Below are 13310 nucleotides of genomic sequence, written 5' to 3'. Positions count from 1 at the left end.
GCACTCTAGTCAAGATCCGGCGCGCAGCGGACGGTGCCGGGCCGCGTTTCCCGCGGCCCGGGACCGGGTCCGGTCACTGCCCGCCCTTCTGGACGTAGGCGCGGACGAAGTCCTCGGCGTTCTCCTCCAGGACGTCGTCGATCTCGTCCAGGATGGCGTCCACGTCCTCGCCGAGCTTTTCGCGGCGCTCCTGGCCGGCGGCCTCCGGACCCTGCTCTTCGTCGCCGTCGCCGCCACCGTGCCGCTGAACCTTTTCCTGGGACATCTCGCCTCCCGGTGATCGCCCTCTCGGACCTCCCCCGCGCTGGGGACGTCCTGCTGTGAACACTACCCATCCGAACACCCGTTGGCCCACGGCCAGCCGGGGGTCTTTGCGATCTTCGCACCCGGCTGACGTGCACGTAACGTGGTCGCCGGGCCCGTCACCCCTTGGTCAACGAGTCGACCAGCTCCTCGGCGCTGGCCGCGGCCTCCAGCAGGGCCCCGACGTGGGCCTTGGTGCCGCGCAGCGGTTCCAACGTCGGGATGCGCACCAGCGATTCCCGGCCGAGGTCGAAGATGACCGAGTCCCAGGACGCCGCCGCCACCTCCGCCGGGTAGCGCTCCAGGCAGCGGCCGCGGAAGTAGGCGCGGGTGTCCTCCGGCGGCGTGAGCACCGCGTCGCGGACCTCGTCCTCGCTGACCAGGCGCTTCATCGAGCCGCGCGCGACCAGCCGGTTGTAGAGGCCCTTGTCCAGCCGGACGTCGGAGTACTGCAGGTCGATCATGTGCAGCCGCGGCGAGGCCCAGCCCAGGCTGTCGCGGCTGCGGTAGCTCTCCAGCAGCCGCAGCTTGGCGGGCCAGTCCAGCCGGTCGGCGCAGTCCATCGGGTCGCCGCTGAGCAGGTCCAGCACCTCGCCCCAGGTGTCCAGCACGTCCCGCGCGGCCCGCTCGCCGCCGTGCTCGTCGAGGAAGCGGGCGGCGCGCTCGTGGTAGGCGCGCTGCAGGTCCAGCCCGGTGAACCGGCGCCCGTCGGCCAGCTCCACGGTCTGCTTCAGCGTCGGGTCGTGGCTGATCAGGTGCACGGCCTGCACCGGGTCGGACAGCTTCAGGTCGTCGAAGCGCTGCCCGGACTCGATCATGTCCAGCACCAGCGCGGTGGCGCCGAGCTTGAGGTAGGTGGAGGTCTCCGCCAGGTTGGCGTCGCCGATGATGACGTGCAGCCGGCGGTACTTGTCGGCGTCGGCGTGCGGTTCGTCGCGGGTGTTGATGATGCCGCGCTTGAGGGTGGTCTCCAGGCCGACCTCGACCTCGATGTAGTCCGAGCGCTGGGAGAGCTGGAACCCGGCCTTCTCCCCCGCCTGCCCGATGCCGACCCGGCCCGAACCGCAGACCACCTGCCGGGAGGCGAAGAACGGCGTCAGGCCGCCGATCACCGCGGTGAACGGGGTGCTGCGCGACATCAGGTAGTTCTCGTGGGTGCCGTAGCTGGCGCCCTTGCCGTCGACGTTGTTCTTGTACAGCTGGATGGGCGCGGTGCCGGGCACGCTGGCCGCCCGGATCGCCGCCTCCTCCATGACCCGCTCGCCCGCCTTGTCCCAGATGACCGCGTCGCGCGGGTTGGTCACCTCCGGGGCGGAGTACTCCGGGTGCGCGTGGTCGACGTAGAGCCGCGCACCGTTGGTGAGGATGACGTTGGCCGCCCCGAGGTCGTCGCCGTCCGAGCCGTTGTTCTGCTGCGCCGCGGCGCTCAGGTCGAAGCCGCGGGCGTCGCGCAGGGGCGATTCGACCTCGTAGTCCCAGCGCGCGCGCCTGGCCCGCGGGATGTCGGCCGCCGCCGCGTAGGCGAGCACGATGTGCGTGGAGGTCAGCACCGGGTTGGCGCTGGAATCGCCCGGCACGACGATGCCGTACTCCACCTCGGTTCCCATGATCCGCCGCATACCTCGCAGCGTACGGGGTATCACCGACCGTGCGGAGTGCTGCACGCCACAGGATGTCGAATCGTGGGAACGGCGGCGGTGCCGGTGCGCTGGGAGAGGTGCGCCGGGCGGCTGCGACGATCGGGGCATGATGGCTGGCGAGGAACTGGTGGCCGTGTACGACGCGGCCGGGCGTGTCGTGGGCAGCGCGACGCGGCGGCGGATGCGCGCGGAGGGCTTGTGGCACGCCTCGTCGGCGGTGCTGGTCCGCTCCCCCGACGGCAGCAGCATCTACGTGCACCGCCGCACCGACACCAAGGACGTCTTCCCGGGCATGCACGACTGCGCGGCCGGTGGCGTCGTCGCGGCGGGCGAGGACCCGGCCACCACGGCGGAGCGGGAGCTGGCCGAGGAGCTTGGCGTGCGCGGCGCGCCGGTGCGCTTCCTGTTCCGCTCCACCTTCGACCAGGGCACCGTGCGCTACCACGGGTTCCTCTACGAGGTCCGCTGGGACGGCCCGATCGTCCACCAGCCGGAGGAGGTCGCCGCGGGCTGGTGGATGCCCCTGGCGGAGCTCCGCGAACGCCTGGACGACCCGGACTGGCCGTTCGTCCCGGACGGCCGCAAGTTCGCCCTGGAGTGGTTCGCCCGGATGTGACCCCCGAAGTGCCCCCAGGGCCGGTCCCGTGCGCGGGGACTCACAGTTTCAACTGAAACTGTAGGTCTCGGGGCTGTGCGCCGCCGCGCCTGGCCGTGGTCGGCCGAAGTCAGCGCCAGGGGAGCTCCGCGCGCTCGCCCCAGTAGGTCGCCGCGTCGCGGGCCAGGGTTTCCAGGGCGTGCAAGTCTCGGTCGGTCAGCTCCACCCGGCAGGCTGCCAGGTTCGCCTCCAGCTGCTCGACGCTGGCCGGGCCGAGCAGCACCACGTCCGCCCACGGCTGGTGCAGCACGTGCGCGATGGCCACCGCGTCCGACGACACCCCGTGCCGGTCGGCGATCTCGGCCAGCTCGCGCGGCGGGTCGACCGCCAGGCGCCCGTTGGCCAGCGTCTCCTTGACCAGCACCCGCCAGCCGCCGGTGTGCACCTCGGTCAGCGCCCGCCCCGCGGACGGCTCCATCGAGTTCCAGGTGGACTGCACCGCGGAGAACAGCTGCCGCCCGCCCACCTCGATCTCCCAGGCCCGCTCGATGGTCTCGGCCTGCGCCGCGCCGCTGGTGGAGAAGCCCAGGTGCACCCCGGAGTCGCGGATGCGGGCGAGCTCGTGCTGCAGCGCCATGTCCTCGAACAGCGGGCTGCCCGAGGTCAGCGAGTGCACCTGGTAGAGGTCGACCCGGTCACCCAGCAGGGTGCGGGTCTCCGCCCACTGGGTGCGCAGCCGCTCCAGCGAGTGCTCCTTGACCTCGTGCACCTCGGTCTCGATCCGCCACTGCGCGACGTAGGCGTACCCCCACTTGCTGGACACCGCCACGTCGCCGTGGCCGCGCTCCCGCAACCAGTCGGCGAGGAACTGCTCCGCGCTGCCGTAGGACCGCGCGGTGTCCACCCACCGGATGCCGTTGGCGTAGGCGGCGTCGAGCACCGAGCGGGTGCGCTCCCGCATGGCCTGCGCGGTGCGCTGCACGGGCAGCACGTCGGGACGACCGACGTTGATGTAGGCCGGGCGGCCGAGCGCGGCCAGGCCGAGCCCGAGCCGCTCCACCGGTGTCTGCGCGGGGATCATGCCTGGAAACGTAACCGCAACCCGCGCCCGGCACAGCTCGGGGCCGCCACCCCGGAGGGACGGCGGCCCCGAGACCGCTCAGAACACGCAAGCGAGGCGAATCTCCGCCGCGACGCCCTGCTGGCACCGCCCGAGAGCTGTCGCATGCGCCGCAGGCGCATAACCCACCCTCGCAACCGGCACCGCCGCGGGTTCTCAGCGGTCGCCTGGCGAGGACAGCCCGTTCGCCGTGTATTGGACATACATCAGAACGGGATCCCGCAGCCAGGCGACCGCTGAGGTTCCGCTACCCGCACCGTCACGCAGACCAGCCCCGTGCTGCTCTCACTACAGGTATTGGCCCGTGTTGGTGGCCGTGTCGATCGCTCGGCCGGATTCCTGGTTCTTCCCGCTGACCAGGGTGCGGATGTAGACGATCCGCTCGCCCTTCTTGCCGGAGATGCGGGCCCAGTCGTCCGGGTTCGTGGTGTTGGGCAGGTCCTCGTTCTCGGCGAACTCGTCGATGATGGCGTCCTGCAGGTGCTGCACCCGCAGGCCCGGCTGGCCGGTGTCCAGCACCGCCTTGATCGCCGCCTTCTTCGCCCGGTCCACGATGTTCTGGATCATCGCGCCCGAGTTGAAGTCCTTGAAGTACAGGACCTCCTTGTCCCCGTTGGCGTAGGTGACCTCCAGGAACCGGTTCTCCTCGGTCTCGGCGTACATCCGCTCGACCGTGGTCTGGATCATCGCCTCCACGCACGCGGCCTTGTCCCCGCCGAACTCCTTGAGGTCCTCCTCGTGGATCGGCAGCTGCGAGGTCAGGTACTTGGAGAAGATGTCCTTGGCCGACTCGGCGTCCGGCCGCTCGATCTTGATCTTCACGTCCAGCCGGCCCGGCCGCAGGATCGCCGGGTCGATCATGTCCTCGCGGTTGGAGGCGCCGATGACGATGACGTTCTCCAGGCCCTCGACACCGTCGATCTCGCTGAGCAGCTGCGGGACGATGGTGGTCTCCACGTCGGAGGACACCCCGCTGCCGCGGGTCCGGAAGATCGAGTCCATCTCGTCGAAGAACACGATCACCGGGGTGCCCTCGGAGGCCTTCTCCCGCGCCCGCTGGAAGATCAGCCGGATGTGCCGCTCGGTCTCGCCGACGAACTTGTTGAGCAGCTCGGGGCCCTTGATGTTCAGGAAGTAGGACTTCGCCTGACCGTCGTCGTCCCCGCGCGCGGCGGCCACCTGCTTGGCCAGCGAGTTGGCCACCGCCTTGGCGATCAGCGTCTTGCCGCAGCCCGGCGGGCCGTACAGCAGGACGCCCTTCGGCGGTCGCAGCTGGTACTCGATGTACAGGTCGGAGTGCAGGAACGGCAGCTCCACGGCGTCGCGGATCTGCTCGATCTGCCCGGACAGGCCACCGATGTCCTGGTAGCCGACGTCCGGCACCTCCTCGAGCACGAGGTCCTCGACCTCGGCCTTGGGCACCACGTCGTAGGCGTACCCGGCCTTGCTGTCGACCAGCACCGAATCGCCGGCCTTCAGCCCGGCGGTGACCAGCGGTTCGGTCACCCACACCACGCGTTCCTCGTCGGTGTGGCCCAGCACGAGCGCGCGGGGGCTCTCCCCGGCGCCGCTGGACAGGAGCTCCCGGAAGGTGCAGACCTCACCGGTTTGCTCGAACGCGCCAGCCTCCACCACGGTCAGGGCCTCGTTGAGGCGCACTGACTGGCCCAGTCTCAGTTCCTCCGTCTCGACGTTGGGCGACACCGCCACCCGCATCTTGCGACCAGACGTGAACACGTCGACCGTGCCGTCCTCGAAGCGGTGCAGGAACACCCCGTAGCCGCTGGGCGGTTGGGCGAGTCGGTCGACTTCCTCGCGCAGCGCCATCAGCTGGCTCCGCGCTTCCTTCAGGGTCTCGGTGAGCTTGGCGTTCCGTTCGGTGAGCTGACTCACTCTCTCGGATGCCTCGGCCAGCCGCTTTTCCAGCAACCGGGCCTGTTGGGGCGACTCGTTGAGCCTGCGGCGCAGCAGTGCAACCTCGTCCTCCAGGAGACGGATCTGGCTGCGGAGCTCTGCATTGCCACCGCTGTACTGCTCGCCGCCCTCCTCTGGCCGGCTGCCGGGACGGTCGTGCTGCATGTCGGCACCCTCCTCCCGTGCTCGTACCACCACGGTACCGGCGATCACCGACGACGGCGGCGTCGTGAATGTCCGCCGGATCGCCCAGCGTGCCACAAAAATCCGCGAATACCCACGAACCGGGGCAGGTTGGTGCCAGCGGGTCGCGCCGGGGCGGGATCGGGCGGACACGGTGCGTCGACGATCATGGTCCGATCGATACGTTGCGCAGCGGGCCGCGCGGTGCTCCCGCGCGCCGACCAGCACCGGTTTCCCGTTGCGCCGCACGGATCGCGGCCGTGCACCGGCATCCGGGTTAACGACTCCGGCAACCGGGTGGCGTTGCTCCCGGGGTCCGATCGGAACACGCGGAACTTCTCCCATCATTTGGAACAACTGCCCCCGGGGTCCACCACGCGGAGACGAATCCCCCGTGACGATTCGGTGCCGAATGCTCCACTCCGTGCACGTCGCCCCGCGCGCTCTGATCTACTTACGGCCGCCGCGCAGACGGCGAGGAGCACGACGCACACCTCCGGGGAGGAGTTCATGACCTATCCGCCGCAGCAGCCTGGACCGGGCGGGTGGGGCCAGCAGCAACCCACGGGCAACGGATTCCCGCCACCGGGACCATCGGAAACCCCGCAGCAGCAGCCCGCCTTCTACGGCAACCAGCACACCGGTTGGGGCCAGCAGGGGCCGGAGCAGCCGCAGCAGGCGCCCATGCCCCCGCAGTGGGGCAGCGAGTTCGGCCCCGGTTCCTGGCTCCAGGAGCCCAACGGTTTCGCCGACGTCGAACCACCCCAGCAGAAGAAGTCGAAGCTGCCGCTGATCCTCGGCCTGGTCGGGGCGCTGGTCGTCCTCGCCGGAGCGGGCGTCGGCGTGTACTTCTGGCTGGCCAGCGGGCCCGGCGAGGCCAAGCCGGTGGCCCAGGAGCTGGTGACCAAGGTCAACGCCCACGACTTCAACAGCGTCCGCGGTCTGCTGTGCGAGTCCAACAAGGCCGAGCTGAACAAGGCACTCGACCAGCTCGAGCAGTGGAAGTTCGACGTCGAGCTCGGCCAGGTGACCGAACGTGACGATTCGGCCACGGCGAAGTTGACGGGAACCTACGTGGCCGACGGGAAGTCCCACCCGGTGGACCAGACGATGGTGCTGAAGGTCGAGGACGGGACCTGGAAGGTCTGCCAGCTCGACCAGTGAGCCCGCAACAGAACTTTTCCGACGAGGGGGAGAGAAAGTGACGTACCCACCGCAGCAGCCCGGCCAGGGCGGCTGGGGCCAGCAGCCGGGCGGCCAGCCGGGCTTCGGCGGCCAGCAGCCCGGCGGCCAGTACCCGCAGCAGCCGGGCGGCCAGTACCCGCCGAGCGGCCCCCAGCAGGGCTTCGGCCAGCAGCCGGGCGGCGCCTACCCGCCCAGCGGCCCCCAGCAGCAGGCGGGCTTCGGCGGCCAGCCCCCGTACCCGCCGACCTCCCCGTACGGCCAGCCGGGCTTCGAACCCCCGAAGAAGAAGTCCCCCCTCCCCTGGATCCTCGGCGGCGTCGGCGGCGTGGTGGTGATCGCCCTGATCATCACCCTCGTCGTCGTCTTCACCGGCGGCCCCGGCGACCCACGCTCGGTCGCGCAGAAGGGCATCGACGCGATCAACGCCAAGGACTTCGCCACGCTCCAGACCATGGCCTGCCAGAAGGAAAAGGAGCAGTTCCAGGAGATCATCGACACCATGGAGGGCAAGGGCGGCGAGCTCGGCGACCTCAAGAACATGGGCATGACGGACGCCGACATCAAGAAGATGCTCGACGGCCTGAAGATCGAGATGACCCTGGGCGACGTCAAGGACAACGGCGACAACACGGCAAACGCCAAGGTCACTGGCCAGATGACCTTCAACATGGAGTACATGGGCCAGCAGATCAACCAGTCCCAGCCGATCGACGAAGAGTTCAAGATGGTCGTCGAAGAAGGCGAGTGGAAGCTCTGCTGATCACCACCTGAGCAGCCGAAAACGGCCCGCCCCGGGGTTCGGGGCGGGCCGTTTCGCGTTTCAGCCCTTGCTGGGGCGGCGTTGGACTCGGGGTGGGGTTACTCCGTCGGCGAGGCGGCGGGTTACCAGGAGGAAGGCCGTGTGGGCGACCATCCGGTGTTCCGGGCGGACCGCCATGCCGACCACGTGCCAGGGGCGGATGAGGGTTTCCCAGGCCTGGGGTTCGGTCCAGTTCTGCTGTTCGCGGATCGCTTCCGTGACTCGGGAGAGCTGGGTCGTGGTCGCCACGTAGACCACCAGCACGCCGCCGGGGATCAGCTTCTCGTGGACCTTGTCCAGGACGTCCCAGGGGGCCAGCATGTCCAGGATCACGCGGTCGACCGGGTCGCCGTCGTAGTCCTGGACGTCGCCCAGGTGCAGCGACCAGTTGTCCGGCTTCTCGCCGAAGAAGCGCTTCACGTTGCGCTCGGCGTGCTCGGCGTGGTCCTCGCGGACCTCGTAGGAGGTCACGCTGCCCTCGGGACCGACCGCGCGCAGCAGCGAGCAGCTCAGCGCGCCGGAGCCCGCTCCGGCCTCCAGCACCCGCGCGCCCGGGCGGATGTCGCCCCACATGAGGATCTGCGCGGCGTCCTTGGGGTAGATGACCTGGGCGCCGCGGGGCATGGACAGCACGTAGTCGGCCAGCAGCGGGCGCAGGGCCAGGAACGACGTGCCGCCGACCGAGGTCACCACCGAGCCCTCGGGCTGGCCGATCAGGTCGTCGTGCGCCAGCGCGCCGCGGTGCGTGTGGTACTCCCCTCCCGGCTCCAGCACGACCGTGTACTTCCGCCCCTTGGGGTCGGTCAACTGGACCCGGTCTCCGGGCTGGAACTCACCGCTGACGGTGCTGCTCAACTGCTGCCTACCTTCTCGACGCTGGTACAGCGCACCATCGTCGCAGAGGCTCCGGCAGCTCCTGGGGTCGGCTTCCAACGTTCCGTTTCCGCTGGTCAGGACCCGTGAGCATGTTGCGGGGCCATGGCGCCACGAAGTGCTCACGGGCCACTACCAGCACGAACGGAGCCTCTCCGGAGACCGGACGACCCGTGCGGCGGCTCAGCCGCGGCGGGCGCGGATGGCGGCGCGGAGGTCCTCGCGGCGCAGCACGCCGCTCGGGCGGCCCTCCTCGTCGATGACCAGGAACTGCCAGGCCAGCACGGTCTGGACGCGTTCGAGGATCGCCTCGTGCGACTCGCTGTCGAGCAGGATCGTGTCCGGGTCGACCGGCTCGGCGGCTCGCTCGGCGGGCTCGTTCGGGGTGTGGGTGGCCAGCCGCTCGGCCGCGGTCTGGTCCAGCAGGCCCACCGCGATGCCGTCGGCGCGCACCAGCACGACGCCGCGACCGGCCGCGGCCATCAGCGCGTCGCCCACCGGGCTCTCCGCCGGGAGCTGCAGGACCGGGCGCACGAGCTCCTGCAGCGTCAGCCCGGGCGGCCAGCTCCGGCGCTGGTCGGCGGTGCGCTCGGCGTTGGCACCCGCCACCACGAACCACGCCATCAGCACGCACACGCCCAGCCGCAACCACTGGTCCTGGGAGTTCTGGATCAGCCCCAGCAGCGCCCAGACGATCAGCGCCGCCGCCACCACCGCCGCGCCGATCACACCCGCCGTGGTGCCGGTGCCGCGCCTGCCGGTGATCCGCCAGGTCAGCGCACGCAGCATCCGGCCGCCGTCCAGCGGCAGCCCGGGCAGCAGGTTGAACACCGCGACCGCGAGGTTCGCCACGCAGGTCTGCACCACCAGCAGCCAGATCGCGCCGCCCGGCACCATGGCGAACCAGCCGACCCCGGCGGCCACCGCGAGCACCAGCGACACCGCTGGTCCGGCGGCCGCGATCAGCCCCTCCTGGACGGGCTTGGGCGGTGTGCGGGAGATCTCGGTCAGGCCGCCGAGCAGGAACAACCGGACCCGGCGCACGGGTAGGCCGAGCCGCAGCGCGACGATGCAGTGCCCCAGCTCGTGCAGCAGCACCGAGACCGCGAGGAACACCGTGAACACCGCGGCGAGCACCGCGCTCTCCCAGACGCCCGCACCGGGCAGGATCCGGCCCACCAGCGGCGTGTAGAGCAGCACGATCAGCGCCGCGCCCAGCCACCAGGACGGGGAGAGCAGCACGGGTACCCCAGCGACCCGGCACAGCAGCAGACCACCGTCGTTGAGCTTGGGCCGAGCGGGCTGGGATGCGGTCGGTGGCATGCGCGCAGGGTAGTCCCCCCGCTGTGAGCCGGTGGTGATCCGCACGGGCCTGATCGCGTGTCGGACGGCTCGATTAGGGTTGCTGCCCATGGCCGAACCGGTGGGAGCAGCAGCAGGCGGCGCGATCCAGGACCGCGGGACGAGACGTCCGGCGCTGTCCCCGTCGCGCGCCAGCGACTTCAAGCAGTGCCCGCTGCTCTACCGGTTCCGCGCGGTGGACCGGCTGCCGGAGACCCCGACCCGGGCGCAGGTGCGCGGCACCGTGGTGCACTCGGTGCTGGAGCGGCTGTTCGGCCTGCCGACCGACCAGCGCGACCCGGAGCGGGCGCGGGCGCTGCTGGCCCCGGCCTGGGCGGAGCTGCAGGAGCAGCAGCCCGAGCTGGCCGAGCTGTTCGACGGGCCCGACGACCCCGAGCTGGCGCGCTGGCTCGAGTCGGCGAGCGCGCTGCTGGAGTCCTACTTCGAGCTGGAGGACCCGCGGCGGCTGGAGCCCGAGGCCTGCGAGCTGCGGGTGGAGACCGAGCTGGACTCCGGGGTGCTGCTGCGCGGGTTCATCGACCGGGTGGACGTCGCGCCGACCGGGGAGATCCGGCTGGTCGACTACAAGACCGGGGCCGCGCCGCGGGAGATCGGCGAGGCCAAGGCGATGTTCCAGATGAAGTTCTACGCCCTGGTGCTGTGGCGCACCCGCGGCGAGATCCCGCGCCAGCTGCTGCTGATGTACCTGGCCAGCAAGCAGCGCTTGGCCTACGCCCCGGACGAGACCGAGCTGCGCCGCTTCGAGCGGACGCTGGAGGCCATCTGGCAGGCGATCCTGCGCGCGGGCAGGACCGGCGACTTCCGGCCGAACCCGAGCAAGCTGTGCGACTACTGCGACCACAAGCCGCTGTGCCCGGCCTTCGGCGGCACCCCGCCGCCCTACCCGGGCTGGCCGGAACCCGACCCCGGCGAGGAGTCCGTCCTCGACCGCACCGACTGAGCTCCCGATTCACGACCTGCAGTTTCAGTTGAAACTGTGAACGGCCGTGGGTGGAGATCGCAGTTTCAACTGAAACCGCGATCTCCCGGCCGGAGGCGGTCAGTCCTCGTAGGGGTCGTAGTTGGCCGCCGTGCCGTACTCACCGGCCTGGGTCTGGTCGATCACCGCGAAGCGGGCGCCGGTGGGGTCCCGCAGGACGGCGACGCGGCCGATGCTGGAGTCGTAGGGGTCCACGCGGACCCGGCCGCCGAGCGCGATCGCGTTGCGGACCAGCTCGTCGGTGCCGATGGTCTCGTCCACGCCGAGGTAGAGCAGCCAGTGCGGGTGGGTGCTCGCGGTGATGTGCTCGCGGATCATGCTCACCCGCGCCAGCACCGACTCGTCGCCGAGGTACCAGACCGAGTAGTCCGAGCGGTGCTCGGTGCCGAACTTCTCGGCGGTGTAGCCGAAGAGCTCGTGGAAGAAGTTGTCGGCCGTCTGCGCCTTGATGGTGACCAGCTCGGCCCACATCAGGGTGCCCGGCAGCCCGACGTCGAACTGCCAGGACTCCTCGGGCTGCAGCAGGCCGAACTCGGCGTCGGCCGGACCGACCAGCACCGCCTTGGTGCCCACGTCGGGGACGTGGTTGTGCGGCACCGTCAGCACCGCCCCCAGCTCCTGCGCCTGGGCGGCGGTCGCCGCGCAGTCCGCGCTGGCCAGGTACAGCCGCCAGGTGGAGTGGTCGCCGGAGGCGGCGCGCAGGCTCGCCACCGGGAAGCCCTCCCGCAGCGCGATCACGTGCTCGCCCGAGACCGGGTCGCGGTGCGTCCGGTACTCCCAGTCGAACAGGCCCGCGTAGAACTCGCGGGCCCGCTCCAGGTCCGTGGTGATCAGCTCTATCCAGCAGGGCATCCCCTCGTACAGCTCCCACCGCGGCGGCGTCTTCCCCGGTACCACGACGGCCATGCGCTCACCCCCATCGTCTCGCCCAAGATCGTTTGCCCGGTTCATTATCCGCGCTCACCAGCCGCACCAGATCAGCGCGGGGCCCGGAGCGGATTACGATCCGGCGGCACTTCAGGGCATTCCGGGCAAAAGGAAAACCGCCCACTCGGGGCGGTTCTCCGGTGGAGCTGCAGCCGTCAGAGGCGGCAGGCGCGGATGTCGGAGGACAGGATCGCCTTGGCGCCGACCGCGACGAGCCGGTCCATGATCGCCGGGGCCTCCTTGCGGGAGACCATCGCGCGCACCGCCACCCAGCTCTCGTCGGCCAGCGGCGCCATGGTCGGCGACCCCAGGCCGGGGGTCATCTTGGTGGCCTCGTCGAGCAGCTCGCGCGGGCAGTTGTAGTCCAGCATCACGTACTGCTGGGCGAACACCACGCCCTGCAGGCGCGCGATCAGCTGGTCCTTGACCTGGTCGGCGTCCGAACCGCGGCGCTGGATCACCACCGCCTCGGACTTGCAGATCGGGTCGCCGAAGGCGACCAGCCCGTGCTGGCGCAGGGTGCGGCCGGAGCCGACCACGTCGGCGATCGCGTCGGCGACGCCGAGCTGGATGGAGATCTCCACCGCCCCGTCGAGCCGGATGACCTCGGCGGTGACCCCGTGCCGGGCCAGGTCGTCGGTGACCAGCTTCGGGTAGGAGGTGGCGATCCGCTTGCCCTGCAGGTCCGCCGCGGTCCACTCGTGCGGACCGGCCGGTGCGGCGTAGCGGAAGGTGGAGCCGCCGAAGCCCAGCGCCAACCGCTCCTCGACGGGCGCGCCGGAGTCCAGCGCCAGGTCGCGGCCGGTCAGCCCCAGGTCCAGCTCGCCGGAACCGACGTAGATGGCGATGTCCTTGGGCCGCAGGAAGAAGAACTCGACGTCGTTGGCGGCGTCGAGCACCGTCAGGTCCCGCTGCTCATGGCGCTGCCGGTACCCGGCTTCCGCGAGCATCTCGGATGCGGGCCCGGCCAGCGTGCCCTTGTTGGGCACAGCCACACGCAGCATTGCAGCGATCTCCCTTTTTCAGAACGGTGGTCGACTTGGTTGGCGGTGCAGGTAGCGGAACCTCGGACGCCCTCTCGGTCCGGGATCCCCGACTCATGTGTGTCCAGATCAGAGGTAGCGGTAGACGTCCTGCAGGGACAGCCCGCGCCCCAGCATGATGACCTGGAGGCGGTACAGCAGCTGCGAGATCTCCTCGGCGAGCTGCTCGTCGGATTCGTGCTCGGCGGCCAGCCACACCTCACCGGCCTCTTCGAGCACCTTCTTGCCCTGCGCGTGCACCCCGGCGTCGAGCGCCGCCACCGTCGACGAGCCCTCGGGGCGGGTGCGGGCGCGTTCCTGCAGTTCGGCGAACAACTCGTCGAAGGTCTTCACAGTGCACGATCCTTGCATCTCAGGTCAGCGGGCCGAACGGCGGACCGCTGGTTT

At 70.5% G+C, this 13310-nt stretch carries 13 protein-coding genes; 4 read left to right on the top strand and 9 right to left on the bottom strand.

The genetic code is table 11. The features are described 5' to 3' along the window. Window positions 1–73: 73 nt before the first annotated feature. On the bottom strand, window positions 74–265 hold the full coding sequence (locus F1721_RS19735) for a ubiquitin-like protein Pup (RefSeq protein WP_150068176.1): 192 nt from the start codon (window positions 263–265) through the stop codon (window positions 74–76). Between the two features lie 157 nt (window positions 266–422). Further along, window positions 423–1922, bottom strand: coding sequence for a depupylase/deamidase Dop (dop, locus tag F1721_RS19730; protein WP_150068175.1), 1500 nt, complete (start codon window positions 1920–1922; stop codon window positions 423–425). Window positions 1923–2049: 127 nt separating this feature from the next. Between dop and F1721_RS19725 the strand changes: the two genes are divergently transcribed. After that, a complete protein-coding gene (locus tag F1721_RS19725; RefSeq protein ID WP_150068174.1) occupies window positions 2050–2559 on the top strand; it encodes an NUDIX hydrolase in 510 nt (169 codons plus the stop codon). A gap of 109 nt (window positions 2560–2668) precedes the next feature. Here F1721_RS19725 and F1721_RS19720 read toward each other — a convergent pair whose 3' ends face one another. Further along, window positions 2669–3619, bottom strand: a complete 951-nt coding sequence (locus F1721_RS19720; protein WP_150068173.1) for an aldo/keto reductase — start codon at window positions 3617–3619, stop codon at window positions 2669–2671. A 327-nt stretch (window positions 3620–3946) separates the two neighbouring features. Beyond that, window positions 3947–5737, bottom strand: a complete 1791-nt coding sequence (arc, locus tag F1721_RS19715) for a proteasome ATPase (RefSeq protein ID WP_150068172.1) — start codon at window positions 5735–5737, stop codon at window positions 3947–3949. Window positions 5738–6265: 528 nt separating this feature from the next. Here arc and F1721_RS19710 point away from each other — a divergent pair. Together F1721_RS19710 and F1721_RS19705 are read left to right on the top strand one after the other, a co-directional pair. After that, window positions 6266–6919 (top strand): Rv0361 family membrane protein, encoded by a 654-nt coding sequence (locus tag F1721_RS19710; RefSeq protein WP_150068171.1) that lies wholly within the window; start codon window positions 6266–6268, stop codon window positions 6917–6919. Window positions 6920–6956: 37 nt separating this feature from the next. After that, window positions 6957–7700 (top strand): Rv0361 family membrane protein, encoded by a 744-nt coding sequence (locus tag F1721_RS19705; protein ID WP_150068170.1) that lies wholly within the window; start codon window positions 6957–6959, stop codon window positions 7698–7700. A 60-nt stretch (window positions 7701–7760) separates the two neighbouring features. On the opposite strand, the gene F1721_RS19700 is transcribed toward F1721_RS19705, so the two are convergent. Next, window positions 7761–8594: a tRNA (adenine-N1)-methyltransferase gene (locus F1721_RS19700; RefSeq protein WP_150068169.1), complete on the bottom strand. Its 834-nt coding sequence runs from the start codon at window positions 8592–8594 to the stop codon at window positions 7761–7763. Window positions 8595–8795: 201 nt separating this feature from the next. Next, window positions 8796–9935, bottom strand: a complete 1140-nt coding sequence (locus F1721_RS19695; RefSeq protein ID WP_150068168.1) for a site-2 protease family protein — start codon at window positions 9933–9935, stop codon at window positions 8796–8798. Window positions 9936–10023: 88 nt separating this feature from the next. Here F1721_RS19695 and F1721_RS19690 point away from each other — a divergent pair, with 88 nt between their 5' ends. Continuing rightward, window positions 10024–10914 carry a RecB family exonuclease gene (locus F1721_RS19690; protein WP_150068167.1) on the top strand — a complete coding sequence of 297 codons (891 nt, stop codon included), beginning with the start codon at window positions 10024–10026 and terminating at the stop codon, window positions 10912–10914. A 99-nt stretch (window positions 10915–11013) separates the two neighbouring features. Here F1721_RS19690 and F1721_RS19685 read toward each other — a convergent pair whose 3' ends face one another. The 3 genes from F1721_RS19685 to F1721_RS19675 form a co-directional block, all read right to left on the bottom strand. After that, window positions 11014–11859, bottom strand: coding sequence for a VOC family protein (locus F1721_RS19685; protein ID WP_150068166.1), 846 nt, complete (start codon window positions 11857–11859; stop codon window positions 11014–11016). 176 nt (window positions 11860–12035) lie between these two features. Continuing rightward, the gene (gene hisG, locus F1721_RS19680; RefSeq protein ID WP_150068165.1) at window positions 12036–12884 is read right to left on the bottom strand and encodes an ATP phosphoribosyltransferase; all 849 of its coding nucleotides are present in this window, start codon (window positions 12882–12884) and stop codon (window positions 12036–12038) included. 108 nt (window positions 12885–12992) lie between these two features. Then, the gene (locus tag F1721_RS19675; protein ID WP_150068164.1) at window positions 12993–13256 is read right to left on the bottom strand and encodes a phosphoribosyl-ATP diphosphatase; all 264 of its coding nucleotides are present in this window, start codon (window positions 13254–13256) and stop codon (window positions 12993–12995) included. Between the last annotated feature and the right edge of the window lie 54 nt (window positions 13257–13310).

The organism is Saccharopolyspora hirsuta, from assembly GCF_008630535.1.
GTDB lineage: Bacteria > Actinomycetota > Actinomycetes > Mycobacteriales > Pseudonocardiaceae > Saccharopolyspora > Saccharopolyspora hirsuta.
This window is presented reverse-complemented; position numbering and strand designations above follow the sequence as displayed.

Bases quoted from the DNA above. Each gene is read 5' to 3' on its own strand.
- F1721_RS19725 (WP_150068174.1), top strand. From the start codon at position 2,050: ATGATGGCTGGCGAGGAACTGGTGGCCGTGTACGACGCGGCCGGGCGT.
- dop (WP_150068175.1), bottom strand. From the start codon at position 1,922: ATGCGGCGGATCATGGGAACCGAGGTGGAGTACGGCATCGTCGTGCCG.
- F1721_RS19685 (WP_150068166.1), bottom strand. From the start codon at position 11,859: ATGGCCGTCGTGGTACCGGGGAAGACGCCGCCGCGGTGGGAGCTGTAC.
- F1721_RS19735 (WP_150068176.1), bottom strand. From the start codon at position 265: ATGTCCCAGGAAAAGGTTCAGCGGCACGGTGGCGGCGACGGCGACGAA.
- F1721_RS19690 (WP_150068167.1), top strand. From the start codon at position 10,024: ATGGCCGAACCGGTGGGAGCAGCAGCAGGCGGCGCGATCCAGGACCGC.
- F1721_RS19695 (WP_150068168.1), bottom strand. From the start codon at position 9,935: ATGCCACCGACCGCATCCCAGCCCGCTCGGCCCAAGCTCAACGACGGT.
- arc (WP_150068172.1), bottom strand. From the start codon at position 5,737: ATGCAGCACGACCGTCCCGGCAGCCGGCCAGAGGAGGGCGGCGAGCAG.
- hisG (WP_150068165.1), bottom strand. From the start codon at position 12,884: ATGCTGCGTGTGGCTGTGCCCAACAAGGGCACGCTGGCCGGGCCCGCA.
- F1721_RS19720 (WP_150068173.1), bottom strand. From the start codon at position 3,619: ATGATCCCCGCGCAGACACCGGTGGAGCGGCTCGGGCTCGGCCTGGCC.
- F1721_RS19710 (WP_150068171.1), top strand. From the start codon at position 6,266: ATGACCTATCCGCCGCAGCAGCCTGGACCGGGCGGGTGGGGCCAGCAG.